This is a genomic window from Streptomyces sp. NPDC054783, from assembly GCF_053611725.1.
Genome location: NZ_JBSHAY010000008.1, coordinates 78,035 through 100,907, shown reverse-complemented (window position 1 = coordinate 100,907; position 22,873 = coordinate 78,035). Strand labels below are relative to the sequence as shown.

Sequence of the window (22,873 nt, the reverse complement as noted above, 5' to 3'; positions counted from 1 at the left end):
TCATCGACAGGTACGGATAGCCGAGTGACCTCCTTCGCTCCGGATTCGATCGTCCTGAACCGCAAGCTGCCGCTGTGGTACCAGGTGTCGCAGTCGCTGCGTGCCTCGATACTCGGCCGCTCCCCCGAGGACCCGCTGCGGCTGCCCACGGAGGAGCAGTTGGCGGAGCACTACGGCGTGAGCGTGCTGACCATGCGGCAGGCGCTGAAGGAACTGGAGGACGAGGGGCTGATCAGCCGCCACCGGCGGCGCGGCACGTTCATCGAGCCCGGTGTCCGGCGGGGCGCGCCCGTCCGGCTGCTGGGCTCGGTGGACGCGATCGTGGCCCAGCAGTCCGGGATGACGACGGAACTGCTGGACCACGGCCTGACACCGGTGCCGGCCGGTGCCGCCGAGTACTTCCCGGACCTGGCGGAGGTGATGACGTACCACCGCCTCCGCAGCGACGAGAAGACCGGAGAGCCGACCAACCACGCCGTCAACCACGTCCGCCCCGAACTCGCCGCGCGCATCGACCTGGAGGACCTGGTCCGCTGGCCGATGACGAAGGTGCTGCGGGACGTGGTCGGGGCGGACATCAGCCGTATCACGGACACGGTGGAGGCACGGCTCGCGGACCCGGAGACCGCGCGGCTGCTGCAGGTGCCGCTGCTCAGTCCGATCCTGCACTACACGGGGGTGACCTATGACAGCGGTGGGCGGGTGCTGGATGTGGCGGTGATCCAGTACCGGGGGGACCGGTTCTCGTTCACGGTCACCTTGGATGCGACCTGATACCGGGTCGGGGACAGGCCGTACCATGCCCTGCGTGACGCACGACGACGCTCCGCTGCTGGCGGACCTCATGCCGTGGTCCGTCGCACCGCTGCGGCCTGGCCGCGCCTGGCCGACGGCACCCGATCCCGGTTCCCTCAAGGCCCGGTGGGAGGCCCTGCTCAAGGCCGAGGGTCCGGACCGGGAGGCCCTCTTCGAGCCGACCCGGGCCCGCACCCCGCACTCCGCGGTGGGCCAGCTCCCGGGCCAGTCCACCGGTACCGAGCGGCTGGCCCGCGCCGAGGGCCCCTGCGCCGAGCCGGTCCGCGTCCTGTCGGCGCCCTTCGACGAGCAGTGGCTGATCCCGGACCACCGGCTGATCGACACCGCGCGCCCGGAGCTGTGGCGGGTGGCGGACGCGCACCAGGTCTTCGCGGTGGAGACGGGAGACGAGGAGGACCCGCTCCTGGCCACCTCCCTGCTGCCGACCCTCCGCACCGGCCGCATCCGCCCCCTGTACCGCCGCCCCGGCGGCAGGGAACCGAACCTGGCCCCGGGGCTGACGGCCCACCTGTCCGACCGTCTGGGCAGTGCTCCCACCCCGGCGGACGTCCTGTGCTGGATCCTGGCGACCACCGCCCCCGGCCTCACCGTCCCGCTCACCGACGACCCCCGCCTGTGGTCGGCGGGAGTCGAACTGGGCCGCCGCATGCTGTGGCTGATGCGCCGCGACGGCGAACGCCCCAAGCTGCCCGGCGGCCGCCGCCCCTACGTCCGCGCACCCCTGCCGGCCCGGCCCCTCACCCTGCACTACGACGAGGACGAGGAGACCCTCCACCTCGACGAGGGCCGCGTCTCCCCCGTCCCACCGGAGGCCTGGGACTACGAGGTGGCCGGAGTCCGGGTCCTGGAGTCCTGGTTCGCGAGCCGCACGCCCCCGGTCACCCCCGGCACCCTCGCGGCGATCGGCCCGACGACCTGGCCGCAGACCTGGACCTCGGAGCTGCTGGAACTGATCACGATCCTGGCCCTGCTCGCGGAACTACGGCCACAGCGGGCCGAGTTGAAGGCGACCTCAACGATCACAGCGACCGAGCTGCGCGAGGCGGGCATGCTCCCGGCACCGGGGGCTTCCCGCCGTCCCGCCTCGGTCCTGGACCACCACGAGGAGGGTCCTGAAGGGCAGTTCGCACTGATCTAGCGGCGCCAGCGCACCCCGCTAGCCCGGCGCGACCGCGTCCAGGAGCCGTTCCAACGCCCGCTCGAAAACCGCCTCCAGATCGATCGGCCCGGCGTCCTCCGCGAACGCCGCCGCCGTCCTCGGATACGCACCGGACGCGACCTGCCCCCCGAGATACGCGATCCGCACCGCGTTCTCCTCGTCCTCCGACCAGGGCAGCGCCCGCACCCTCTCGGCCGTGTCGATCTCGTTGCGGACATACGTCGTCACGACACCGTTCAGCATCGCGATCAACTCCAGCTTCGTGCCGTAGGACACCTCCAGCGGGTCCAGGCAGGCCAGGCAGTGCTCCAGATAGCGCAGGGCGTGAGGGCTGAAGCCGTACACCGGTGACATCAGCCTCGGCATCCACGGGTGCCGGCGCATGAGCTCACGCGTTTGCCGGGCCACCCGGAGCATGTCCGGCCGCCAGTCCCCGCTCGGCTCCCACGGGACGTGTTCCGCGCTGACCATGTCCATCATCAGCTCGTACAGGTCCTCCTTGCGGGGGACGTAGTTGTACAGCGACATCGTGCCGCAGCCCAGCTCGGCCGCGACATGCCGCATCGACACCGCGTCGAGCCCCCGCTCGTCGGCGATCCGGACGGCGGCGGCGGCGATGTCGTCGCGGGTGTACGCCGGCTTCGGACCCCGGCCGGTGCGCTCCGGACGCGCCCAGATCACTTCGGGGACGGCCCCTCGGACTGCCATCGATCATCACCTCGATCACCATCCTAGTTCCGTACGGCGTACGTAGTGGGCTATGGTTGCCGCATGAATACTACGTACGCTGTACTTAGTGAGGGGCTGGAGAAGCACTTCGGCCCCGTGCACGCCCTGCGCGGGCTGGATCTGGCCGTCGCCGAGGGCACCGTCTGCGGACTGCTCGGACCCAACGGGGCGGGGAAGACCACCGCCGTACGGCTGCTGACCACACTGCTGCGGCCGGATGCCGGTTCGGCGCGGATCGCCGGGCACGATCTCGTCCGGGACGCCGCCGCGGTGCGGAGCCGGATCGGGGTCACGGGGCAGTACGCCTCGGTCGACGGCGACCTCACCGGACGCGAGAACCTGCTGCTGTTCGCCCGGCTGCACCGGGTGCGCGGACCGGCCGCACGAGCGGAGGAACTGCTGGAGCGCTTCGGGCTGGCCGAGGCCGCCGGCCGCAGGGCCTCGACCTACTCGGGCGGCATGCGGCGCCGCCTGGACCTGGCGGCAAGCCTCATCCGACGGCCCGACGTGCTGTTCCTCGACGAGCCGACCACGGGACTCGACCCGGCCAGCCGCGCCGACATCTGGCAGGCGGTGCGCGACCTGAAGGCGGACGGTACGACCGTGCTGCTGACCACCCAGTACCTGGAGGAGGCCGACCAGCTGGCGGACGACATCGCCCTGGTGGACGGGGGCCAGGTCGCGCACACCGGCTCGCCCGCCGAACTCAAGGCGCTCATCGGGTCGTACGCGGAGGCCGTGGTCGCGGACGGGGAGGCGCTGGAGCGGGCGGCTGCCGTACTCGATCAACTCACAGGCAGCGAACCGGCATTCGACCACGAGCGCAACGCCGTCGGCGCCGTCACCACCGACCCGACCCTGACCCTGCCGCGCCTGGTGCGCGAACTCGACGCGGCGGACGTGCCGCTGCTGGACGCGAGCCTGCGCCCGCCCACCCTCGACGACGTCTTCCTGCGCCTCACCGGAGAGCACGCCGCCGCAGCCACCGACGGGTCCACCGACGGGACCACCGACGGGACCACCGACCGCAAGGAGCTTGCCGCATGAGCGCGTTGACGGTGACGTACGACGGGCTGGCCATGACCGGACGGCAGCTGCGCCGGGTCCGCAACAGTCCGGGCCTGGCGATCCTCACCCAGATGATGCCGGTCAACATGCTGCTGTTCTTCGGCTATGTGTTCGGCAGCGCGCTGGCCATGCCCGGCCGCGAGTACCGGTCCTTCCTGGTGCCGGGGCTGCTGGTCGCGACCGCGGCCGGCGGGCTGATGACCGGTATGTTCCAGGCCGCCGCGGACACCCACCGGGGTGTGATGGACCGGTTCCGCACGATGCCGGTGAGCCGGGCCGCCGTACCCCTCGGACAGGCGGTCGCCGACCTCGTCGTCACGACCGTGGGAACCGTGCCGCTGCTTCTGGTCGGGCTCGCGGTGGGCTGGCGGATCGAGGGGTCCGCGGTCGACGCGGCCGGTGCGGTCGGGCTGCTGCTGTTCTTCCGGTTCGCCAGCACCTGTGCCGGGATCTTCCTCGGACTGCTCACCCGCAGCGAGGACGCGGCCGGGCAGCTCGGGGCCTCCTCCTTCGTGCTGCCCCTGCTGTCCAACGCCTACATCCCGACGGACCATCTGCCGGGCTGGCTGCGCACCCTCGCCGAGTGGAACCCGATCAGCGCCGTGACGACCGCTCTGCGGGGCCTCTTCGGCAACGCGACGGTCCCGCCGGACTCCGCCTGGCCGGTGGCGCACCCGGTCGCCGGGGCGCTCGCCTGGTGCCTGGCACTGACCGCGCTGTTCCTGCCGCTCGCCGTGCGCCGGTACGCGCGCGGGGAGCGCTGACCGACTGACGCCGGGCTGCTGACAAACCCGGCGGCCGCGGGCCATGATCCGGTCATGGAACAGCGCACGGACACCCAGCCCCTGCCCCTTGCGGGCATCACCGTCGTGGCCGTCGAACAGGCCGTGTCCGCGCCCTTCGCGACCCGGCAGCTCGCCGACCTGGGAGCCCGGGTCATCAAGGTGGAGCGGGTCGACGGCGGCGACTTCGCGCGCGGCTACGACACGGCGGCCCGCGGTCTCGCCTCGCACTTCGTGTGGTGCAACCGCGGCAAGGAGTCCATCGCCGTGGATCTGAAGGATCCGCGGGGCCTGGACGTCGTACGGCGGCTGATCGCGGACGCGGACGTGTTCGTGCAGAACCTCGCCCACGGGGCGGCGGCCCGGCTCGGTCTCGACGCGGCCACGCTGTGCGCGGCGCTTCCGCGGCTGATCGCCGTGGACATCTCCGGGTACGGCTCCTCGGGGCCGTACGCGGACAAGCGGGCGTACGACATGCTCGTGCAGTGCGAGGCGGGGCTCGTGTCGGTGACCGGGACGCCGGAGCAGCCGGTGAAGGCGGGCGTCCCGGCGGCGGACATCGCGGCGGCCATGTACGCGTTCTCCGGCGTGCTGGCGGCCCTCGTGCGGCGGGGGACGACCGGGCGGGGCGGGCCGGTGGAGGTGTCGATGCTGGAGGCGCTCGCCGAGTGGCTGGGGCATCCGCTGCACCATGCGATGCATGGAGGTGAGCCCCCGGCGCGCACCGGCCTCGCGCACGCCGTCATCGCGCCCTACGACGCCTATCCGACGGCGGACGGCGGACGGGTGCTGCTGTCCGTGCAGAACGACCGGGAGTGGCGGCGGCTGGCCGAACAGGTCATGGGCCGACCGGCGCTGGGGACGGACCCGGCGTACGCCACGAACGCGTCACGGGTCGCGAACCGGGAGAAGACGGACGAGCTGGTGGCGCGTGCGCTCGGCGTGCTGGACGCCGAAGAGGCGCTGGCCCGACTGGAGAAGGCGGGCATCGCCTGTGCCCGGCTGCGTGATCTGCACGAACTGGCCGGGCACCCGCAGCTGGCCGCCCGGGAGCGGTGGCGTGAGGTGGGTTCGCCGGTCGGGCCACTGAAAGCGCTGCTGCCTCCCATCACACTGCCGGGCGGGGACGAGGCACGGATGGGTGATGTGCCCGCGCTCGGGCAGCACACCGAGGCGCTGCTGCGTGCCGTGGGGATGACGGACGACGAGATCGCAGCGATGCGCCGGGACGGTGTGACGGCCTGAGCGCCGGCGACCCGGAAGGGGTCCAGGGGCCGCGTGTGGCCGGGTCGGCGGCGGCTCGGTGGTGGCTCGACGGCCGCTCAGCTTCTGCTCAGCGGTCGGTCAGCTGCCGCTCAGTGACCGCCGAACAGCGAGCGACGCAGCCGACGCAGCGGTGCGAAGAGGGAGACGCGGCTGACCCGCCTGCCCCGGTCACTGCGCTGCTGTGCGGTGTCACGCGCCGTCAGCTCACGCATCAGCGAAGTCGCCTCGACCGTCTCCCGCTGCGGTATGGCGGGACCCGCCAGCACCGACAGATGGCGGTCGAGGCGCGAACTGGTCGCGCTGCTGCCGCAGGTGATCGCAGGGACCCTGGCCCTGCTGCGCACTGTTATCTGCTCCATGTCACTCCCCACCCGTACGAGTCCACCCGGCCCGGGCAGAGTAACCCTATCGCCCCAGGGCGGCACGCGTGTATCGCGTCCACAGGATTCACCTTCCCTGCAAGGCGGTTGACCATCCCACGTTGACTACTCTCCGAATCCGACCGATTTCAGGGTGAGTTGGACTATGGGCTGGCCGGTGGGCTGCGCTGAGCCACCGTCAGGCTCGACGGTTACGGCGAGTGACGTCGAGGAAGTGTCGAGGCCTTTCGCGACCAAGGGCGTGTCGCCCGCGAGGAGCCCGAGGGAGCGCGGTTGCGCCCGGGGTCGCATGAGCCAGAGCTGGCGGACGCGGCCGGCGGGCGGGCTGCCGTATCCGCTGAGGGTGACGACGGCTTCTCCCTGCGAGGCGGAAGCGATCACTCCGATCGCGCGGCCCCGTGCGTCCTTGCCGGTGGTGGCTCGGGCGTCGGCCGCGGCCAGAACGTGGGCGATCTCACGTCCCCGGGCCTTCTCCGCCGCGAGCCGGTCCTCGGTGCGCTGCGCCTGCACGGCGAAGAGCGAGGCGACGACGAGGGCCGCGGCCGCGGTGGCCGTGGCGAACGGCACGAACAGGGGGCGCGTGCGGGGCGTACGGGTGCGTCCCGGCGGGGGCTGGGTACCCCAGACGTGCGGCGGCAGTTGCGGCGTGCGCTCCCGGGCCGGTGCCTGGGCCTGGGCCTGGGCCTGGGTTTGGGTTTGGGCCTGGGTTTGGGTTTGGGCCCGGGCCTGCTCCTGCGGGATGGTGCGTACGGCGGCCAGCACCCGGCGGCGCAGGTCGGGGGGCGCGTGGGCGGCCGTGGACCAGGCCAGGCGCACCGCGTCCTCGGCCAGCTCCCGCACCTCGGCGGCGCACCGGTCGCAGCCCTGCAGGTGTTTCTCGAACCGGCGCCGCTCGCCGGGTTCCAGGGCGTCGAGGGCGTAGGGCGCGGCGAGGGAGTGCAGGTCCTCGCGGCGCAGCAGCTTGCCGAGGATGCTCATGCGGCGCCTCCCAGGCACTCGCGGAGCCGGGTGAGCCCGTCGCGCATCCGCGTCTTCACGGTGCCGAGCGGCAGCGAGAGCCGCTCGGCCACCTCACGGTAGGTGTAGCCGTCGTAGTAGGCGAGAGTCACGGACTGGCGTTGCAGGTCCGTGAGCCGGCGCAGACAGCGGCGTACCCACTCGCGCTCCATGCCGGCCTCGACCTCCTCGGCGACCTGGTCGAACGCGGGCTCCCCGGCCCGCACGGCCTCCCGCTGCTCGCGTTCGCCGGCCGCGCGGGCGCTGCGCACCCGGTCGACGGCGCGGCGGTGGGCGAGGGTGAGGATCCAGGACAGCGCGCTGCCCCGGCCGGGGTCGTACCGGGCGGCCGAGCGCCAGGTCTCCAACAGCACCTCCTGGGCGACCTCCTCGGACTGTGCCGGGTCGCGCACCACCCGTCGTACGAGCCCGTACACCGGTCCGGACACCAGTGCGTACAGGTCCTCGAACGCCCGCTGGTCGCCGCCCGCGACGAGCACCAGCAGCTCGTCCGCCCGCACCCGGGCCCCCTCTCCGTGGCCGCAGCCGGCCCTTCCGCGCACTCCACGCATCCGCACGTAGGCACACCTCCCGCGGGAGATACGGATCGGCGGGCCGAAAACGCGGGTCGGGGCGGGCCCAAAGTTTTTCCGCGGATTTTCTCCGTCCGACCAATCCGATCCGCGGGCCCGCTCCGAAGACCCGACCGTCAAAGGCAAGTCGGCACTGAGGACGGACGCATGACACCTCTCTTCTCCAGGAGTCTCCTCTCCAGAAGCGACAGGGGACGTACGGGCCTGGCCACGCTCCTGTGCGGTGCGCTGGCGGCCGGGGGGCTCGCGGCCGCCGGCGTCGCCACGCTGGAACCCGGGACGGCCTCCGCCTCCTCCCACCGGGAGGCCCCGCTGATCTCGGGGACCCCGCAGTACGACAACACCGACCTGTACGCGTTCGTCAGCCCGGACAAGCCCGACACGACGACGATCGTGGCGAACTGGATCCCGTTCGAGGAGCCGGCGGGCGGGCCGAACTTCTACACGTTCGCCGACGACGCCCAGTACGACATCCACGTCGACAGCAACGGTGACGCGCAGGACGACATGGTGTTCCGCTACACCTTCACGACCCACACGAAGAACAAGAACACGTTCCTGTACAACACGGGTCCGGTCAGCAACCTGGCCGACCCCGACCTCAACATCACGCAGACGTACGACATCGATCTGCTCCGGCTCAAGCACGGGCACGCGGTGTCGCGGACCAAGCTCGCGGACGACGTGCCGGCGGCGCCGTCGGACGTCGGCAAGGCGTCCATGCCGGACTACGGCAAGCTGCGCGCCCAGGCCGTCTACAAGACGGCGGGCGGCGCCGCGACCTTCGCCGGGCAGGCGGACGACCCGTTCTTCGCGGACCTGCGCGTCTTCGACCTGCTGTACGGCGGGAACCTCAGCGAGGTCGGGCGGGACACCCTGAAGGGCTACAACGTCAACACCATCGCCCTGCAGGTGCCGACCGACCTGATCCGGGAGTCGGCCGGGCAGCCGGTCGTCGGCATCTGGTCCACCACCCAGCGCCGCAACGCGCAGGGCTACTACACGCAGGTCTCGCGCCTGGGCAACCCGCTGGTCAACGAGGTGGTGAACCCGCAGAAGGACAAGGACAGGTTCAACGCCTCGCAGCCCGCGTACGACGCCCAGTTCCTGAAGAACGTCACCAACCCCGAACTGCCCAAGCTCATCGAGTCGATCTACAAGATCAAGGCGCCGAGCGAACCGCGCAACGACCTGGTCGACGTGTTCCTGAAGGGCGTCAAGGGCCTCAACCAGCCCCCGAACGTGCGCCCTTCGGAGGAACTGCGCCTGAACACCTCGATCAAGCCGGCCATGCATCCCAAGCGACTCGGTGTTCTCGACGGCGACAACGCGGGCTTCCCGAACGGGCGCCGGCTCACCGACGACGTGATCGACGAGGCGCTGCAGGTCGTCGAGGGCGAACTGGTCGGCTCCAAGAACGACTTGGGCGACGCGGTGGACAAGAACGACAAGGGCTTCGAGAAGTACTTCCCGTACGTCGCCGAGCCCACCTCGGGTTCGCGCGGCCCGCTCGCCAAGGGCACGACGGCGGGCACGGACGTCCGCAGCCAGCTCGGCGACGCCCTGCAACCGGCCGGGTCCTCCGGCAGCTCCGGTTCCGGCAACACGGTGCTGATCGCCGCGTCGGCGGCCTCGGGCGCGGCCGGAATCCTGCTCCTCGGCACGGCTGTCGGCTGGTGGCGCCGGCGCATACGCCGTCCGTACTGACCCCGCCCCCACCCAGACCGGCGCGGCCCGCACCTTCCCTTCCCCCACGGCGGGCCGCGCCATCCGACACGACCGAGCACGCAGGAGACGGCATGGGCCCGCGCAGACAGGACGACGACGACATGAACGGGCAGAAGGGCACGGGCACCGCCACCGCCGCCACCGCCCCCGAAGAGCCATCAGCCCACCGCTCCGACCCCCTCCCCACCGAGGACATCGCGCACCGCCCCGGAAAAACCTCACCCACCAGCCCCGACGACCAATGCGCGGCCGAAGAGCCCTCGGAAGCGGCCACCGCCGCCACCGCCCCCGAAGAGCCCCCAGCCAACCGCGCCGACCCCCACCCCACCCGGCACATCGCCCACGGCGGCCCCGGCGAACCCTCATCCATCGGCTCCCGCCAACCCGCGCCCGCAGAACCCTCGAAGTCGGCCTCCGTCGGCTCCGGTCCCGATCAGCGTGTGGCCGCCGTCCGGCGGCTCGCCGCTGCCGGGGGGCGCTGGCGGGGCGCCCAACTCGTCGGATGTGCTGCTCTGTTGGCGGTCGCGTTGACCGGCGGGGCCATCGCCCTGGGGGCCGGTCGGGCGCCCGTCACCGTGCCGGCGGCCTCCGCTGCCGTGGACCCCGGGGTGCTCGGCGGCGGTGACCTGGACGCGAGCATCGCCGCGCTCCAGGCGCATCTGCGGACCCAGCCCAAGGACTCCGGAAGCTGGGCCACGCTGGGCCTGGCCTATGTCGAGCAGGCGCGGACCAAGGGCGACCCCGCCCGCTACCCGCAGGCGGAACGGGCGCTGAACCGGTCCCTCGCGCTGGCCCCGGACAACGACCAGGCGCTGGCCGGCCGCGCCGCCCTCGCCGCGGCCCGGCACGACTTCAAGGACGCGCTGGCCTACGCGGACCGGGCACTGCGGCAGAACCCGTACAGCGAGCGCGCGCTGTCCTCCCGTATCGACGGCCTGGTCGAACTCGGCCGGTATTCGGAGGCGTTGACAGCCGCCGGGACCGCCGACACACGCAAGCCGGGGGTGCCGGTCTTCACGCGGTACGCGTATGTACATGAGCTGCGAGGTGACGTGGCGACCGCACGCCGGGTACTCAAGCAGGCCCTGGCGGGAGCCACGTCACCCGGCGACATCGCCTACGTGGCCGCGCAGCTCGGCCAACTCGCCTGGAACCAGGGCGATTACCGGACCGCCCTCGCGTACTACGCCCGTGCACTCGCCGCCGACGACACCTACCTGCCCGCGCTGGAGGGCCGGGCGCGTGCGCAGGCGGCGAGCGGGGACCGCGCGGCGGCGATCAGGGGGATGGAGACCGTGGTGTCCCGGTATCCGCTGCCCGGCCCGCTGGTCGAACTGGGCGAGCTCTACGAGGCGCGGGGCGCGGCCGGCGACCGGGCCAGGGCGCGCCGGCAGTACGCCCTCGTGGACGCCTGGATCGCACTGGCCAAGGCCAACGGGGTCAACGCCGACCTCGACACCGCGCTGGCCGCCGCCGACCACGGCGACAAGGCGGCCGCCCTGCGCGCTGCCCGCGCCGAATGGGCCCGCCGGCACACCGTGCACACCGCGGACGCGCTGGCCTGGGCGCTGCATGTGAACGGCCGGGACGCCGAGGCGCTGCCGTACGCCCGCCGGGCCACCGCCACCGGTTACCGCAACGCCGCCTTCCTGTACCACCGGGGCATGATCGAGCTGGCCGCGGGCCGGCGCACGGCCGGTCACGCCTCCCTCACCGCGGCCCTGCGCCTGAACCCCGGTTTCTCCCCGCTCGGCGCGGCCGTGGCCCGCACAGCCCTGGAGGCGACGAAGTGAAGTTCCGCCTCCCCTTCCTGCTCCTCGCGATGAGCGCGCTCGCGCTGCTGCCGGCCGGCCCGGCGAGCGCGCATCCGCTCGGGAACTTCACGGTCAACCGCTACGACGGCCTGGTCGCCGCTCCCGGGCAGCTCCGCATCGACCATGCGGAGGACCTCGCCGAGATCCCCGCGACCCAGGCCGGGCCCGACCTGAAGCGGCTGGGCACGGCGGAGTGGGCCCGGCAGCGGTGTGCGCGGGCGGCCGAGGGCAGCAGGCTCACCGTCGACGGCCGTACGGCGGCGCTGACCGCCGTCGGCGCCACGGCGCGGCTGCGTCCCGGTCAGGCCGGGCTGCACACCCTCCGGGTGGAGTGCCGGCTGACGGCCCCGCTCCCCCGCGGCGCCACCGTGACCCTCGGCTTCCACAGCGCGGGCGCCACCGGCGGACCCGGCTGGCGGGAGATCACCGCGCGCGGCGACCGTATGACACTGACCGCGACGGACGTGCCGAAGACGTCGGTCTCGCACGAACTGACCACGTATCCGAAGGACTTGCTGTCCTCGCCCGCCGACACCACCGCGGCCTCCGTGCGCCTGCGTCCCGGCGGCCCGGCCCTGGCCGAGGAGCGGCAGGCGGAACCGGGCGCCGCGATCCTGCCGCGGGGCGCCGACCGCTGGACCCGCGCGCTGGACGACCTGGTGGCCCGTCACGACCTCACCGTCGGCTTCGCCGCGCTCGCGCTGCTCGTCGCGGTCGTCCTCGGCGCGATGCACGCGCTCGCGCCCGGCCACGGCAAGACCCTGATGGCCGCGGCAGCGGCGGCCCGCGGGGGCCGGGCAAGACTTCGGGACGTACTGCCGCTGGCCGCCTCGGTCACCGTGACCCACACTCTGGGCGTGGTCGCCCTGGGCCTGCTCGTCACCGCCGGTTCCGCCGCCACGCCGTCGGTGATCGCCTGGCTGGGCATCGCCGGCGGGGCCCTGGTCCTGGCGGCCGGCGCGGGCCTCGTACGGAGGGTCTGGTCAACCCGCCACCCTCACCCCCGTCACCATGGGGAGCACACCCATGGTGGACACGCCCACAGCCACGGCGACTCCGGTCATGCCCACACCCACGAGGGGCACACCCACACCCACGAGGCGCACACCCACAGCCACGGCGGCCACACCCATACCCACGGCGGCCACACCCACACCCACCCCACTGCCCCCACCCTCCGCGGCACCCTCCTGCTCGGCTTCGCCGGGGGCCTTGTCCCCAGCCCGTCCGCCGTGGTGGTTCTCGTCGGTGCCACCGCGCTCGGGAAGGCCTGGTTCGGGCTGCTGCTCGTCGTGGCCTACGGTGCCGGGCTCGCGCTGACGCTCACCGCGGCCGGGTTCGCCGTGGTGCGGCTGGGGTCGGGGGTGAGCCGGGTGCTGGAGCGGCGTCCGCGCTGGACCGCCCACCCGGTGGCCGGGCTGGTGCGCCGCTCCGTACCGCTCGCGTCCGCGCTGGTCGTCATGGCTCTGGGCGCCGGTTTGGTGCTCAAAGGGGCCGCATCCGCGCTTGGCTGAGCTAACTTGGGGTGAATCACGCGACGGGGAGAAATCACACGACTTGCCTTGGGGGCGCCCGTGTCCGAAGAGCCGGGCCGCGAACGTGTGATCGCGGGCCGCTACCGTCTGCTGTCCCCGCTCGGCGAGGGCGGCATGGGCACCGTGTGGCGCGCCCGGGACGAGGTGCTGCACCGCGAGGTGGCCGTCAAGGAGGTGCGGGCCCCGGCCGGGCTGCCGGCCTCCGACGTGGAGCGGATGTACGCGCGCCTGGAGCGGGAGGCGTGGGCGGCGGCCCGGGTCGCCAACCGCAACGTCGTCACGGTGTACGACGTGGCCCTGGAGGGCGGCAGGCCGTGGATCGTGATGGAGCTGGTGCGCGGGCTCTCGCTCGCCGACCAGTTGGAGGCGGAGGGCCCGCTGTCGCCGCAGCGGGCGGCGCACATCGGTGCCGAGGTGCTGTCCGCGCTGCGCGCCGCGCACGCCGCCGGGGTGCTGCACCGGGACGTGAAGCCGGCCAACGTGCTGCTCGCCAACGACGGCCGGGTGGTGCTGACCGACTTCGGAATCGCCTCGGTCGAGGGCAGCTCCGCGCTGACCATGACCGGTGAGGTGATCGGCTCGCCCGAATTCCTCGCCCCGGAGCGGGCGTTGGGGCGGACGCCGGGGCCGGAGTCGGACCTGTGGTCGCTGGGCGTGCTGCTGTACGCGGCGGTGGAGGGCGTCTCGCCGTTCCGGTACGACACCCCGATCAGCACCCTGCGTGCCGTGGTGGACGAGGAGTTGCCGCCGCCGCGCCGGGCAGGTCCGCTGGCTCCGGTCATCGAGGGGCTGCTGCGCAAGGATCCCGCCGAGCGGCTGGACGCCGGGCGGGCGGAACACGAGCTGCGGATCGTCGCAGCCGGAGGTGCCCCCTCTGGGGGAGGTGCGCCCCGGGCGGCCACGCTGCCGGTGCCGCCGTACACCGCGCCGACGGCCGCCGCGCCGTACCAGCGGCCCCACCCCACTCCGCCGCTGCCCGTGTCCGGCGCCACGACGCCCACGGTGTCAACGACGTCCACGGGCTCCGACGCGCCCCGGCGCAGCCGGCGGGCGGGCGCGGTGCTGGTGGCGGGCCTGCTCGTCCTCGCGCTCGCGCTGGCGGGGCTGACGTACGCGCTGCTGAACCGCGGCAACGGCGGCGGTCAGGGGAACGCGGGCGGCGGCACCCGGGTGAGCGGCGGCGCACAGACACCGACCGCGCACGGCAGCACCGGCTCGGGCACGACCCCGCCGCCGTCGCCGAGCGGCAGCACGTCTTCGAGCGCACAGCCGGCGCAGTCGGTGGACGTCACCGTGGCCGGCGCGCACACGACGTACTCCGGGAGCTGTCCGCCGCCGGCCGGGCAGACGCCCTCTTTCACGGCGACGTTCACGGTGGGGCGGCTGCCCGCGCAGGTGGAGTACCGATGGGTGACGACCCGTGGATCGGTGTCCGACCCGGGGTGGCACACGCTGTCGTTCCCGGACGGCGGCGGGAAGAGCCGGCAGGTGCGGGTGACCCTGACGGTGTACCGCGGCAGCGGGACGACCGAGGACCAGATCGGTGTGAAGGTGCGCGCTCCCGTGCAGACCACGTCGAACTCGGTCCCGTTCTCGGTGAGCTGTACGACGGCCACGGCGACGGAGACCCCGTCGGGCGGGGCCTCCGCTTCGGCATCGGGCTCGCCGGGGAGTTCACCCTGAGGGGCGAGCCCGTTCGGGTCACGCGTTGTTCGTGAACACCGGCAGATAGCCGCCGGAGTGACCGGCCGCGGTGGGGTGGTAGGACTCGCCGATGTCGAGCCAGTTGACGCTGTGCAGCCACGAGTCGCCGGAGCAGATCTCGTGGGTGGAGAAGGCGGTGCGGACGTCGCCGAAGACGAAGCCGTGGGCCTGGGCGCGCTTCTGGATGGCGGCGTCGATGTAGTCGGCCGCGCCGTTGATCGCGGACCGCTTGGTGTCGGAGAGGCCGAGGCAGGTCTGGCCCAGCAGGTAGAAGCGGGGGTAGCTGAGCACGACCACCCGGGCGTTGGGAGCCTTGGCGCTGATCGCGTTGTAGACGGTGTCCAGCTTGCCGGGGAGCGTGGAGTCGACGTACGCCTTCGCGGTGTTGATCCGGTCGATGCAGGCGCTGTCGGACTGGATCACACAGGTCGTCATGACGTCGGAGAAGCCTGCGTCGTTGCCGCCGATGGTGATGGACACCAGTGAGGTCGAGGAGCTGAGCGAGCCGAGCTGGCCCGCCATGACGTCGTCCGTCGTGGCGCCCGAACAGGCGTTGAACGCGAACGAGGACGGGCTGTGGGCGGCGTTCCACAGGTACGGGTACGCCTTGGTGCTGCGGTCGCAGGAGCCGCTGGAGCTGATGTAGCTGCCCGCGCCGACTCCGGAGGAGTAGGAGTCGCCGAGGGCCACATAGCCACCGGTGGCGGCGGTCGCATGGCCGGCCCCGGTGAGACCGAGGCCGGCGGCGAGGAGGAGCGAGGTAACGAATCCGGTAAGTCGGGAACGTCTCATGGAACCTCCCTTTAGCAGGATCTCTGCCACAACTGTCGTAGCAACTACGCGTGTTGACGGGAAGTGTTCATGCCAAGACTTTTGTGGTCTCAACAGGATCAACGCGAAACGTTCACTGCTCACCTATTGCATGGACATGCCAGTTCGGTTGACGGTTCGACAACCGCCGTCTTGACGACCCCATATGGACTGCGCCACATTGAAGCCCGGCATCCGGCGCGTCGGGGGGCAAAGTCGGTCATGCAGACCATACGCATCAAGACATCTTCATTGCCGCTGCTCGCGGGGGCCGCGACCGCTGTCGCGGGGTTCGGCGCGCTGCTCGCTCTCATCGACTCCGCTTCTCCGCTGCGCGGCCCGTGCACCCTGTTCTTCCTGATCGCGGCGCCGGCCGTGGCGCTCGCCGCGGCGCTGCGCGGGCTGGATCCCTTCGGCCGAGCGCTCTGCGCACTTGCGGGCTCGGCCGTCGTCAACATGCTGGTTGCCCAAGGCATGCTCGCGGTCCACCGTTGGTCGGTCCGCGGCGGGGTGGTCGCGGTGACCCTGCTGAGTCTGCTGCTTCTGCTCCTGGTCCTGATCCGGGAACGAATTTCCGGAAAACGCACACAAACCCGAGCAGCACCGGCCAAGGTTGTGTAACGGCCAAACCAACAAAACCGTGAGGCAGTCCCCCAGGGGTTGCCTTTCGGGTTCAATCGTCAATAACGTCGTACATCTCACCCGCACCGGCACGTCGGCACACGGCTCCAGGGGAGGGCTCAGGGCCGCGGCGTCCACCGGCGCGGGGCGCGGTAGGGGGGTGCCGTGCTCGGTGACCGCAACTGTGACCGAGTCGTGCCGCGCGACCGGCTGCCGTTCTTCTCCGGCAGACGGCCAGCTTTGCCAGCTCATCGACGTGCACGGAGATCGGTTCGCAGTCGATTCACAGATCGATTCGCCGATCGGTCCCCCGTGCCGAAGATGACGAGAACCCCCCTTTCGAACCGGAGACAGAGCCGGACCGCCCGGGGGTGGGCGGTCCACCGGACGAGAGGGAAAAGACACATGAGTTCCGTCCTGCGCCCGCCGAGTTCGGGCCAAGATCCTTTAATCGCCGCGCACTACCGGCCGATCTCCTCCCACCTGGCGATCACGCCGCCGGTGAGCGTGGTGATTCCCGCCATGAACGAGGCTGAGAATCTGCCCTACGTCTTCAAGACCCTTCCGGACTGGATACACGAAGTCGTCCTGGTGGACGGCAATTCCACGGACGACACCGTCGAAGTGGCCCGTTCGCTGTGGCCGGACGTCAAGGTCGTCGAACAGCGGGGCAAGGGCAAAGGGGATGCCCTGATCACCGGGTTCGAGGCCTGCAGCGGCGACATCATCGTGATGGTCGACGCGGACGGCTCCGCCGACGGCAACGAGATCGTGTCGTACGTCTCCGCCCTGGTCTCCGGCGCCGACTTCGCCAAGGGCTCGCGCTTCGCCAACGGCGGCGGCACCGACGACATGACCTTCATCCGCAAGCTCGGCAACTGGGCGCTGTGCACGGTCGTCAACCGCAAGTTCGGCGCCCGCTACACCGACCTGTGCTACGGCTACAACGCGTTCTGGCGGCACTGCCTGGACAAGATCGACCTGGACTGCACCGGCTTCGAGGTCGAGACGCTGATGAACATCAGAGTGGTCAAGGCCGGCCTGAAGGTCCAGGAGATACCCAGCCACGAGTACCTCCGCATCCACGGCACCAGCAACCTGCGGGCCGTACGCGACGGGATCCGGGTGCTCAAGGTCATCCTCAGGGAGCGCTCCAACCGGCGCGAACTGCGCCGCCAGGAACACCACTCGCCGATGCTCGACGCGGTCCGGGGAGAGGTGTCTTGAGAGATCCCGGCATCTCCGTCGTGATCTGCGTGTACACCGAGGACCGCTGGGAGGACATCCTCGCGGCGGTCTCCTCGGTGCGCGCGCAGTCGTACCCGGCGCTGGAGACGCTCCTGGTCGTGGACCACAACCCGGTCCTGAAGGACCGGCTGGAGCGCGAGTACAAGGAGAGCGCGGGCGCCCGGGTGCTGGCCAACGCGGGCCCGCGCGGCCTGTCCGCCGGCCGCAACACCGGCATCGCCGCCTCCCACGGCGAGGTCATCGCCTTCCTGGACGACGACGCCGTCGCCGAACGCGACTGGCTGCGCCGCTTCGCCGAGGGCTACGCCGACCCGCGCGTCATGGCGGTCGGCGGCCGTACGGTGCCCGTCTGGGCGTCGGGCCGGCGGCCGGCCTGGTTCCCGGAGGAGTTCGACTGGGTGGTGGGCTGCACCTACAAGGGGCTGCCGCCGGGCCGGGTCCGGGTGCGCAACGTGCTCGGCGGAAACGCTTCCTTCCGGCGTACGGCGTTCGAGGCGGCGGGCGGCTTCGCGACCGGTATCGGCCGCGCCGGCGACCGCCGCCCGCTGGGCTGTGAGGAGACGGAGCTGTGCATCCGCCTCACCCGGGCCCGCCCCGACGCCGTCCTGCTCATCGACGACCGCGCGGTGATCCACCACCGGGTGCCCGAGCCCCGCGAGCACTTCGCCTACTTCCGCACCCGCACCTACGCCGAGGGCCTGTCCAAGGCGCTGGTCGCCCGGAGCGTCGGCGCGGACAAGGGCCTGGAGTCCGAACGCCGCTACACCACCAGGGTGCTGCCCGCCGGGGTCGTTCGTGGCCTGCGGGACGCCTTCCTGGCCCGGCCGGGCGGCGCGGGACGCGCGGGCGCGATCGTCGCCGGGGTGCTCAGCGCCGCCGGCGGCTACGCGCTGGGCAGCCTGCGGGCGCGGCGGGGAGGGGCGACGTTCTCGGTGGCGCCGATCGAAGGGGGAACCGGTGAGTGACACTCCCGTACCGATCCTCATGTACCACTCCGTCGCCACATCGCCCAACGACGCCACGCGTGCCCTGTCGGTCGCGCCGGAGGCCTTCGCCGAGCAGATGGCGCTCATCGGCGACCTGGGCCTGACCCCGGTCACCACCGCCGACCTCGCAACCCGCTGGCGCTCCGGCCGCCCGCTGCCCGCCCGGCCGGTGCTGATCACCTTCGACGACGGCTACGAGGGCGTGCACCGGCACGCCCTGCCCGTCCTCGCCAAGCACGGCTTCCCGGCCACCCTGTTCGTCTCCACCGGCTGGATCAGTGGCACGTACGACACCGGGGGCGGCCTGGACGCCATGCTCGACTGGCCGCAGGTGCGCGAACTGGCCGCCGCAGGCGTCGAGATCGGCGGGCACAGCCACACCCACCCACAGCTCGACCAGCTGGGCGACGACGCGCTGCACACGGAACTGACCCGCTGCACGGAGATCGTCAGGGACGAACTCGGCACCCGACCGGTGTCGTTCGCCTACCCCTACGGCTACTCCGACCGCAGGGTCCGCCGGGCCGTGCGCGAGGACGGGTACGCCCAGGCCCTCGCCGTCGGCAACGGCCTCGCCCGCCGCCGCCAGGGGCCGTACGCGCTGCAGCGGGTCACGGTGCGGCGCGCCACCGGTGTGGAGGAGTTCGAGCAGCTGCTCCACGGCCGGGCCGTCGCCCGCACCTTCGCCAGGGACCGCGCCCTCACCAAGGGCTACGCCCTCGTCCGCAGAGCCCGTCAGGTCCGCCGGAAGGCCATCCGTTCCCGTGTCTGACACGACGACCACGACCGAGTCCACGACGACCGGCGCCGAGCCGCCCCAGAAGTCAGGGCGCCGCCTCAGGCTGCCCGGCACCGGCCGGTCCTCCGGCGGCAGCCCGCTGTTCCGCAACGCCTACGCGCTGATGCTCAACACCGGCATCTCCGCCGTCCTCGGACTGGGCTTCTGGCTGGCCGCGGCACGCTACTACTCCGAGTCGGCGGTCGGGCAGGGCTCGGCCGCCATCGCCGCGATGAAGTTCCTCGCCGGGCTGACCGCGGTGACCCTGACCGGCGCACTGGCCCGGTTCATCCCGGTGGCCGGCAGACGCACCGGACGGCTCGTCTTCCGTACCTACGCGGGCAGTTCCCTGCTGGTGGCGGTCGCGGCGGGCGTCTTCCTGCTGACCCTGGACACCTGGGGGCCGTCGTACCGCTTCCTGCACGGGACGGTCAACGGGCTCGGCTTCGTCGCGGCCGTCGTCGCCTGGAACGTGCTCACCCTGCAGGACGGGGTGCTGACCGGGCTGCGCAGCGCCACCTGGGTGCCGGTGGGCAACACCGTGTTCTCGGCGGTGAAGCTGGCCCTGCTCGTCGCTTTCGCCGCGGCCATCCCGACCACCGGCGTCTTCGTCTCCTGGGTGGCCGCGATCGCCACCTCGGTGGTGCCGCTGGGCTGGCTGGTGTTCCGGCGGCTGGCACCCCGGCACGTCAAGGCGACCGAGGGGCGCACCGAGCCGCCGACACTGAAACAGGTCGGCAGGTTCCTGGCCGGGGACTACACCGGCTCGCTGTTCTCCCTCGCGGTGATCTACCTGGTTCCGGTGATCGTCGCCTCGCAGGTCAGCTCGGCGGAGAACGCGTACTTCTACATCGCCACCACCATCGGCGGCACGACCGACCTGCTCGCCATCAACATGGGCGCCTCCCTCACGGTCGAGGGCTCGCACGACCCGGCACGGCTGGCCGCCTACACCCGCGCCGCGCTGAAGCGGATGGCCCGGATCATGCTGCCCATCGCAGCCCTGTGGATCGTCGGCGCGCCCTGGATCCTCGGCGTGTTCGGCGCGGGCTACGCGCACGCGGCGACCCCGCTGCTGCGCTGGCTTGCGGTCGGCTCGGTGCTGCGGGTCGTGATCGAGACGTACTTCGCGGTGCTGCGCGCCCGCAGCCGCACCGCCGGACTCGCCTGGCTCCAGGGCCTGTTGTGCGCCCTGACGCTGGGCCTGACCCTGCTGCTCCTGCCTCGGATGGGGCTGACCGGCGCGGGCCTCGCCGAGGCCGCCGGCCTCGCGGTGATCGCCGCGATCGCCGCGCCGAGGCTCTGGAGGACGATCCGGGCCGCGACCGACGCCGTGCCCGACTCGGCGGCACCGGACGGGGACCTCGCCGACCTGGGAGCACCCGGGATTCCGGCCTCTCCGGCGCGGCGGCACAGCCCGGCCTGGGCGCTGGACTCCGACACCCTCGCCCTCGGCGTGCACGTCGACTTCGACCACGTGGAGCGCCGGCCGGACGTCCGCCCGGGCCCCGGCACCCCGCCCGCCGGTATGCCGGTGCCGCCGCCGGCACCTCCGGTCGGTCTCCCGGTGGAGGAGAGGGCGCCCGGCACCGAGGCCTCACTCGGCCCGGCCGAGGCGGAACTGCTGCGGGCGGCGGAGGCCGCGGAGGTCGACGCGCCGTTCACGGCGGAGGAACTGGACGCGTCCGTCGGGAGGACCGACTCCGTGGCGGGGATCGACGCGCCCCGAGCGCAGGAGCCGGCGGGAATGGCCGTACCGGACGGGTCCGTGCCCGCCGAACCGACGGCGCCGGTGTCGCTGCGGCAGGGGCTGCTGCCCACCCGCACCGGTGTGGTCCTCGGCTGTCTGCTGATCGCCGCGCTGCTGCTCTACTGGGTGCCCGCGCTGCGGCTCGGCGAGGGCGACCTGGACCGGATGGGCGGGCTGGGGCTGGTCTCGGTGCTGCCGCTGCCGACGCTGGTCGGAGCGGCCCTGCTGGTGATCGTCTTCGCCGCGCTGCTCTGGCTGCGCCGCGAGCACCGGGCGCTGCTGCTGCTCACGCTGGTGGCGACCGTCGTCTCGCTGCACGCGCTGCCCGCGGTGATCGAGACCGAGCCGCGGTTCCCGACGGCCTGGCAGCACCTGGGGTTCATCGACTACATCGACCGCACCGGGTCCGCCGTACCGGATCTGGACGCCCGCTGGAGCTGGCCGGGCTTCTTCGCGGTGGCCGCGTTCGTCGGCCGGGCCTGCGGGGTCACCGACTTCACCGAGGTCATCCGCTGGTGGCCGACGGCCGTCCAACTCGCCTACCTGGCACCGATGTTCCTGCTCACCCGGTCCCTGCGGGCGAGCTGGCGGGCGAAGTGGACCGGCGTCTGGCTGTTCGTGCTGTGCGGCTGGGTGGGCCAGGACTACTTCTCGCCCCAGGGCTTCACCTACCTCCTGTACCTGGTGTTCGTGGCGATCCTGCTGGTCTGGTTCCGCCCGCCGCGGGTGATCTGGACGAAGTTCCGGCCGGGCGAGGCCGAGGTGGAACCGGCCGGCCGCCGCCAGCGGGCGGTCCTCCTGCTGGTGCTGATCGGCCTGTACGCGGCGAGCGTGCCCGCGCACCAGCTCACCCCGTTCGTCATGCTCGGCGTGCTCGCCGCCCTCGTCCTGCTGGGCCGGTCCGAGCTGCGCGGGCTGCCGCTGCTGTTCGCCGTGTTGGTCGCGGTCTGGGTGGGCTTCATGGCCGAGCCGTACTGGTCGGGGCACTTCAACGACCTGTTCGGCGGGGTCGGCGGAGTCGGCAGCAATGTCTCCACGTCCGTGTCCGGCCGGATCCAGGGCGGCAGTTCGACCCACAAGCTGGTGCTGTACACCCGGGTGCTGCTGGCCGGCTCGGTCATGACCGTCGCCTGCTGGGGCTGGTGGCGCCGGCGCTTCCACCGCTACCGCGAACGCTCGCTGCTGGTGCTCACCTTCGTGCCCTTCCTGGGCTTCGGCATGCAGTCGTACGGCGGTGAGATGGCGCTGCGCGTCTTCATGTTCGCGGTGCCCGGCGCGGCCCTGCTCGGCGCCCTCGCCCTCTTCCCGCGCACCGGCGCCACCGCGCAGGAACGGGAGAAGGACCGGGTGAGCCTCGCCCCGCTGGCCGCGCTGCTTGCCGGGCTGCTGCTGATGGGCGGCTTCCTGGTGGCCCGCTGGGGCAACGAGCCGTTCGAGCGCACCCGGCCCGGCGAGGTCGCGGCCATGAACTGGGTGTACGCCCACGACAAGCCGACACTGCGGCTGCTGTGGCTGACCCAGGACACGGTCAACGACGTGACCCCGGCGATGCCGTGGGGGTCGAAGGACATGGAGCGGGTGAACTACGTGCCGACGCTCGCGCCGACCGACCCGGTGCTGGTGTCGGGCCTGGTCAAGGCGCTCAAGGACGCCGGCCCGAACTCGTATCTGATGATCAACAAGAGTCAGGTGACCTATCTGCGGCTGGACGCGGGCTACTCCGCGACCTGGGAGCCCCGGCTGATCGAGAACCTGGACGACCGGCAGGAACTGACGAAGGTCCTGGTCAACGACGACGTCACCGTGTTCGCGCTGCGCAGGCAGCCGGCGGCGCCGGTGCCGAAGCCGCACCCGGGGCCGATCGGGCCCCAGGTGACCTGGACCCCGTGGTCGGTGGTCGGCGCGCTGGCCGCCGTCGTCCTGGTCCTGCTGCTGGCCGTGCGGGAGGTCGTACGGGTCGCCGTCCGGCCGGGCGTACGCCAACTGCGGCTGCTGCAGGGCACGTTCTGGTTCTCGCTGCCGCTGCTGGCGGTGGTGCTGGCCTCGCTGGTGCAGCGGTTCCTGACCATGAAGTGACGTATGAGTGATGCATGAGGTGACACATGAGGTG

General features: G+C 72.2%; 19 protein-coding genes. 14 read left to right on the top strand and 5 right to left on the bottom strand.

All coding sequences use genetic code 11. The features are described from left to right. Positions 1-24 precede the first annotated feature (24 nt). Together ACWGJ5_RS16680 and ACWGJ5_RS16675 are read left to right on the top strand one after the other, a co-directional pair. Positions 25-774: a GntR family transcriptional regulator gene (locus ACWGJ5_RS16680; protein WP_453310450.1), complete on the top strand. Its 750-nt coding sequence runs from the start codon at positions 25-27 to the stop codon at positions 772-774. 25 nt (positions 775-799) lie between these two features. After that, positions 800-1,954, top strand: coding sequence for a type ISP restriction/modification enzyme (locus ACWGJ5_RS16675; RefSeq protein WP_453310449.1), 1,155 nt, complete (start codon positions 800-802; stop codon positions 1,952-1,954). Positions 1,955-1,972: 18 nt separating this feature from the next. On the opposite strand, the gene ACWGJ5_RS16670 is transcribed toward ACWGJ5_RS16675, so the two are convergent. Then, positions 1,973-2,683, bottom strand: a complete 711-nt coding sequence (locus ACWGJ5_RS16670; protein WP_453310448.1) for a TetR/AcrR family transcriptional regulator — start codon at positions 2,681-2,683, stop codon at positions 1,973-1,975. 63 nt (positions 2,684-2,746) lie between these two features. Here ACWGJ5_RS16670 and ACWGJ5_RS16665 point away from each other — a divergent pair, with 63 nt between their 5' ends. From ACWGJ5_RS16665 to ACWGJ5_RS16655, 3 genes are read left to right on the top strand one after another with little or no spacing between them, the layout of a single operon-like run. Beyond that, the gene (locus ACWGJ5_RS16665) at positions 2,747-3,751 is read left to right on the top strand and encodes an ATP-binding cassette domain-containing protein (RefSeq protein ID WP_453310447.1); all 1,005 of its coding nucleotides are present in this window, start codon (positions 2,747-2,749) and stop codon (positions 3,749-3,751) included. Beyond that, positions 3,748-4,536, top strand: coding sequence for an ABC transporter permease (locus tag ACWGJ5_RS16660; RefSeq protein WP_453310446.1), 789 nt, complete (start codon positions 3,748-3,750; stop codon positions 4,534-4,536). Before ACWGJ5_RS16665 ends, ACWGJ5_RS16660 begins: the two co-directional genes overlap by 4 nt. Positions 4,537-4,590: 54 nt before the next feature. Beyond that, a complete protein-coding gene (locus tag ACWGJ5_RS16655) occupies positions 4,591-5,799 on the top strand; it encodes a CaiB/BaiF CoA transferase family protein (protein ID WP_453310445.1) in 1,209 nt (402 codons plus the stop codon). A 110-nt stretch (positions 5,800-5,909) separates the two neighbouring features. On the opposite strand, the gene ACWGJ5_RS16650 is transcribed toward ACWGJ5_RS16655, so the two are convergent. From ACWGJ5_RS16650 to ACWGJ5_RS16640, 3 genes are all read right to left on the bottom strand, one after another. Further along, entirely contained in the window at positions 5,910-6,179 is a 270-nt protein-coding gene (locus tag ACWGJ5_RS16650) for a hypothetical protein (RefSeq protein ID WP_228618522.1), read from the bottom strand. 126 nt (positions 6,180-6,305) lie between these two features. After that, positions 6,306-7,178: an anti-sigma factor gene (locus ACWGJ5_RS16645; protein ID WP_453310444.1), complete on the bottom strand. Its 873-nt coding sequence runs from the start codon at positions 7,176-7,178 to the stop codon at positions 6,306-6,308. Then, complete coding sequence (locus tag ACWGJ5_RS16640; RefSeq protein WP_228618518.1) at positions 7,175-7,717, bottom strand: sigma-70 family RNA polymerase sigma factor; 543 nt, start codon at positions 7,715-7,717, stop codon at positions 7,175-7,177. The genes ACWGJ5_RS16645 and ACWGJ5_RS16640 overlap by 4 nt, the downstream gene beginning before the upstream one ends. A 219-nt stretch (positions 7,718-7,936) precedes the next feature. On the opposite strand from ACWGJ5_RS16640, the gene ACWGJ5_RS16635 reads away from it, so the two are divergent. From ACWGJ5_RS16635 to ACWGJ5_RS16620, 4 genes are all read left to right on the top strand, one after another. After that, on the top strand, positions 7,937-9,496 hold the full coding sequence (locus tag ACWGJ5_RS16635) for a DUF4331 domain-containing protein (protein WP_453310443.1): 1,560 nt from the start codon (positions 7,937-7,939) through the stop codon (positions 9,494-9,496). 92 nt (positions 9,497-9,588) lie between these two features. Next, positions 9,589-11,310: a tetratricopeptide repeat protein gene (locus tag ACWGJ5_RS16630; protein ID WP_453310442.1), complete on the top strand. Its 1,722-nt coding sequence runs from the start codon at positions 9,589-9,591 to the stop codon at positions 11,308-11,310. 29 nt (positions 11,311-11,339) lie between these two features. Next, entirely contained in the window at positions 11,340-12,845 is a 1,506-nt protein-coding gene (locus tag ACWGJ5_RS16625; protein ID WP_453310604.1) for a HoxN/HupN/NixA family nickel/cobalt transporter, read from the top strand. A gap of 60 nt (positions 12,846-12,905) precedes the next feature. Further along, a complete protein-coding gene (locus ACWGJ5_RS16620; RefSeq protein ID WP_453310441.1) occupies positions 12,906-14,549 on the top strand; it encodes a serine/threonine-protein kinase in 1,644 nt (547 codons plus the stop codon). 18 nt (positions 14,550-14,567) lie between these two features. Here ACWGJ5_RS16620 and ACWGJ5_RS16615 read toward each other — a convergent pair whose 3' ends face one another. Next, positions 14,568-15,362 (bottom strand): SGNH/GDSL hydrolase family protein, encoded by a 795-nt coding sequence (locus ACWGJ5_RS16615; protein WP_228618511.1) that lies wholly within the window; start codon positions 15,360-15,362, stop codon positions 14,568-14,570. A 240-nt stretch (positions 15,363-15,602) separates the two neighbouring features. On the opposite strand from ACWGJ5_RS16615, the gene ACWGJ5_RS16610 reads away from it, so the two are divergent. From ACWGJ5_RS16610 to ACWGJ5_RS16590, 5 genes are all read left to right on the top strand, one after another. Then, positions 15,603-16,001 carry a hypothetical protein gene (locus ACWGJ5_RS16610; RefSeq protein ID WP_453310440.1) on the top strand — a complete coding sequence of 133 codons (399 nt, stop codon included), beginning with the start codon at positions 15,603-15,605 and terminating at the stop codon, positions 15,999-16,001. A gap of 405 nt (positions 16,002-16,406) precedes the next feature. Continuing rightward, positions 16,407-17,228: a glycosyltransferase family 2 protein gene (locus ACWGJ5_RS16605; RefSeq protein ID WP_453310439.1), complete on the top strand. Its 822-nt coding sequence runs from the start codon at positions 16,407-16,409 to the stop codon at positions 17,226-17,228. Further along, positions 17,225-18,214 (top strand): glycosyltransferase, encoded by a 990-nt coding sequence (locus ACWGJ5_RS16600; RefSeq protein WP_453310438.1) that lies wholly within the window; start codon positions 17,225-17,227, stop codon positions 18,212-18,214. The genes ACWGJ5_RS16605 and ACWGJ5_RS16600 overlap by 4 nt, the downstream gene beginning before the upstream one ends. Beyond that, positions 18,207-19,007, top strand: a complete 801-nt coding sequence (locus tag ACWGJ5_RS16595) for a polysaccharide deacetylase family protein (RefSeq protein ID WP_453310437.1) — start codon at positions 18,207-18,209, stop codon at positions 19,005-19,007. Before ACWGJ5_RS16600 ends, ACWGJ5_RS16595 begins: the two co-directional genes overlap by 8 nt. Then, the gene (locus ACWGJ5_RS16590; protein ID WP_453310436.1) at positions 19,000-22,839 is read left to right on the top strand and encodes a lipopolysaccharide biosynthesis protein; all 3,840 of its coding nucleotides are present in this window, start codon (positions 19,000-19,002) and stop codon (positions 22,837-22,839) included. The genes ACWGJ5_RS16595 and ACWGJ5_RS16590 overlap by 8 nt, the downstream gene beginning before the upstream one ends. Positions 22,840-22,873: the final 34 nt, after the last annotated feature.

What these genes read in the sequence shown, in the direction of transcription:
- ACWGJ5_RS16675 (WP_453310449.1), top strand. Translation starts at nt 800, where the DNA reads ATGCCCTGCGTGACGCACGACGACGCTCCGCTGCTGGCGGACCTCATG.
- ACWGJ5_RS16670 (WP_453310448.1), bottom strand. Translation starts at nt 2,683, where the DNA reads ATGGCAGTCCGAGGGGCCGTCCCCGAAGTGATCTGGGCGCGTCCGGAG.
- ACWGJ5_RS16665 (WP_453310447.1), top strand. Translation starts at nt 2,747, where the DNA reads ATGAATACTACGTACGCTGTACTTAGTGAGGGGCTGGAGAAGCACTTC.
- ACWGJ5_RS16660 (WP_453310446.1), top strand. Translation starts at nt 3,748, where the DNA reads ATGAGCGCGTTGACGGTGACGTACGACGGGCTGGCCATGACCGGACGG.
- ACWGJ5_RS16655 (WP_453310445.1), top strand. Translation starts at nt 4,591, where the DNA reads ATGGAACAGCGCACGGACACCCAGCCCCTGCCCCTTGCGGGCATCACC.
- ACWGJ5_RS16650 (WP_228618522.1), bottom strand. Translation starts at nt 6,179, where the DNA reads ATGGAGCAGATAACAGTGCGCAGCAGGGCCAGGGTCCCTGCGATCACC.
- ACWGJ5_RS16645 (WP_453310444.1), bottom strand. Translation starts at nt 7,178, where the DNA reads ATGAGCATCCTCGGCAAGCTGCTGCGCCGCGAGGACCTGCACTCCCTC.
- ACWGJ5_RS16635 (WP_453310443.1), top strand. Translation starts at nt 7,937, where the DNA reads ATGACACCTCTCTTCTCCAGGAGTCTCCTCTCCAGAAGCGACAGGGGA.
- ACWGJ5_RS16630 (WP_453310442.1), top strand. Translation starts at nt 9,589, where the DNA reads ATGGGCCCGCGCAGACAGGACGACGACGACATGAACGGGCAGAAGGGC.
- ACWGJ5_RS16625 (WP_453310604.1), top strand. Translation starts at nt 11,340, where the DNA reads ATGAGCGCGCTCGCGCTGCTGCCGGCCGGCCCGGCGAGCGCGCATCCG.
- ACWGJ5_RS16615 (WP_228618511.1), bottom strand. Translation starts at nt 15,362, where the DNA reads ATGAGACGTTCCCGACTTACCGGATTCGTTACCTCGCTCCTCCTCGCC.
- ACWGJ5_RS16610 (WP_453310440.1), top strand. Translation starts at nt 15,603, where the DNA reads ATGCAGACCATACGCATCAAGACATCTTCATTGCCGCTGCTCGCGGGG.
- ACWGJ5_RS16605 (WP_453310439.1), top strand. Translation starts at nt 16,407, where the DNA reads ATGAGTTCCGTCCTGCGCCCGCCGAGTTCGGGCCAAGATCCTTTAATC.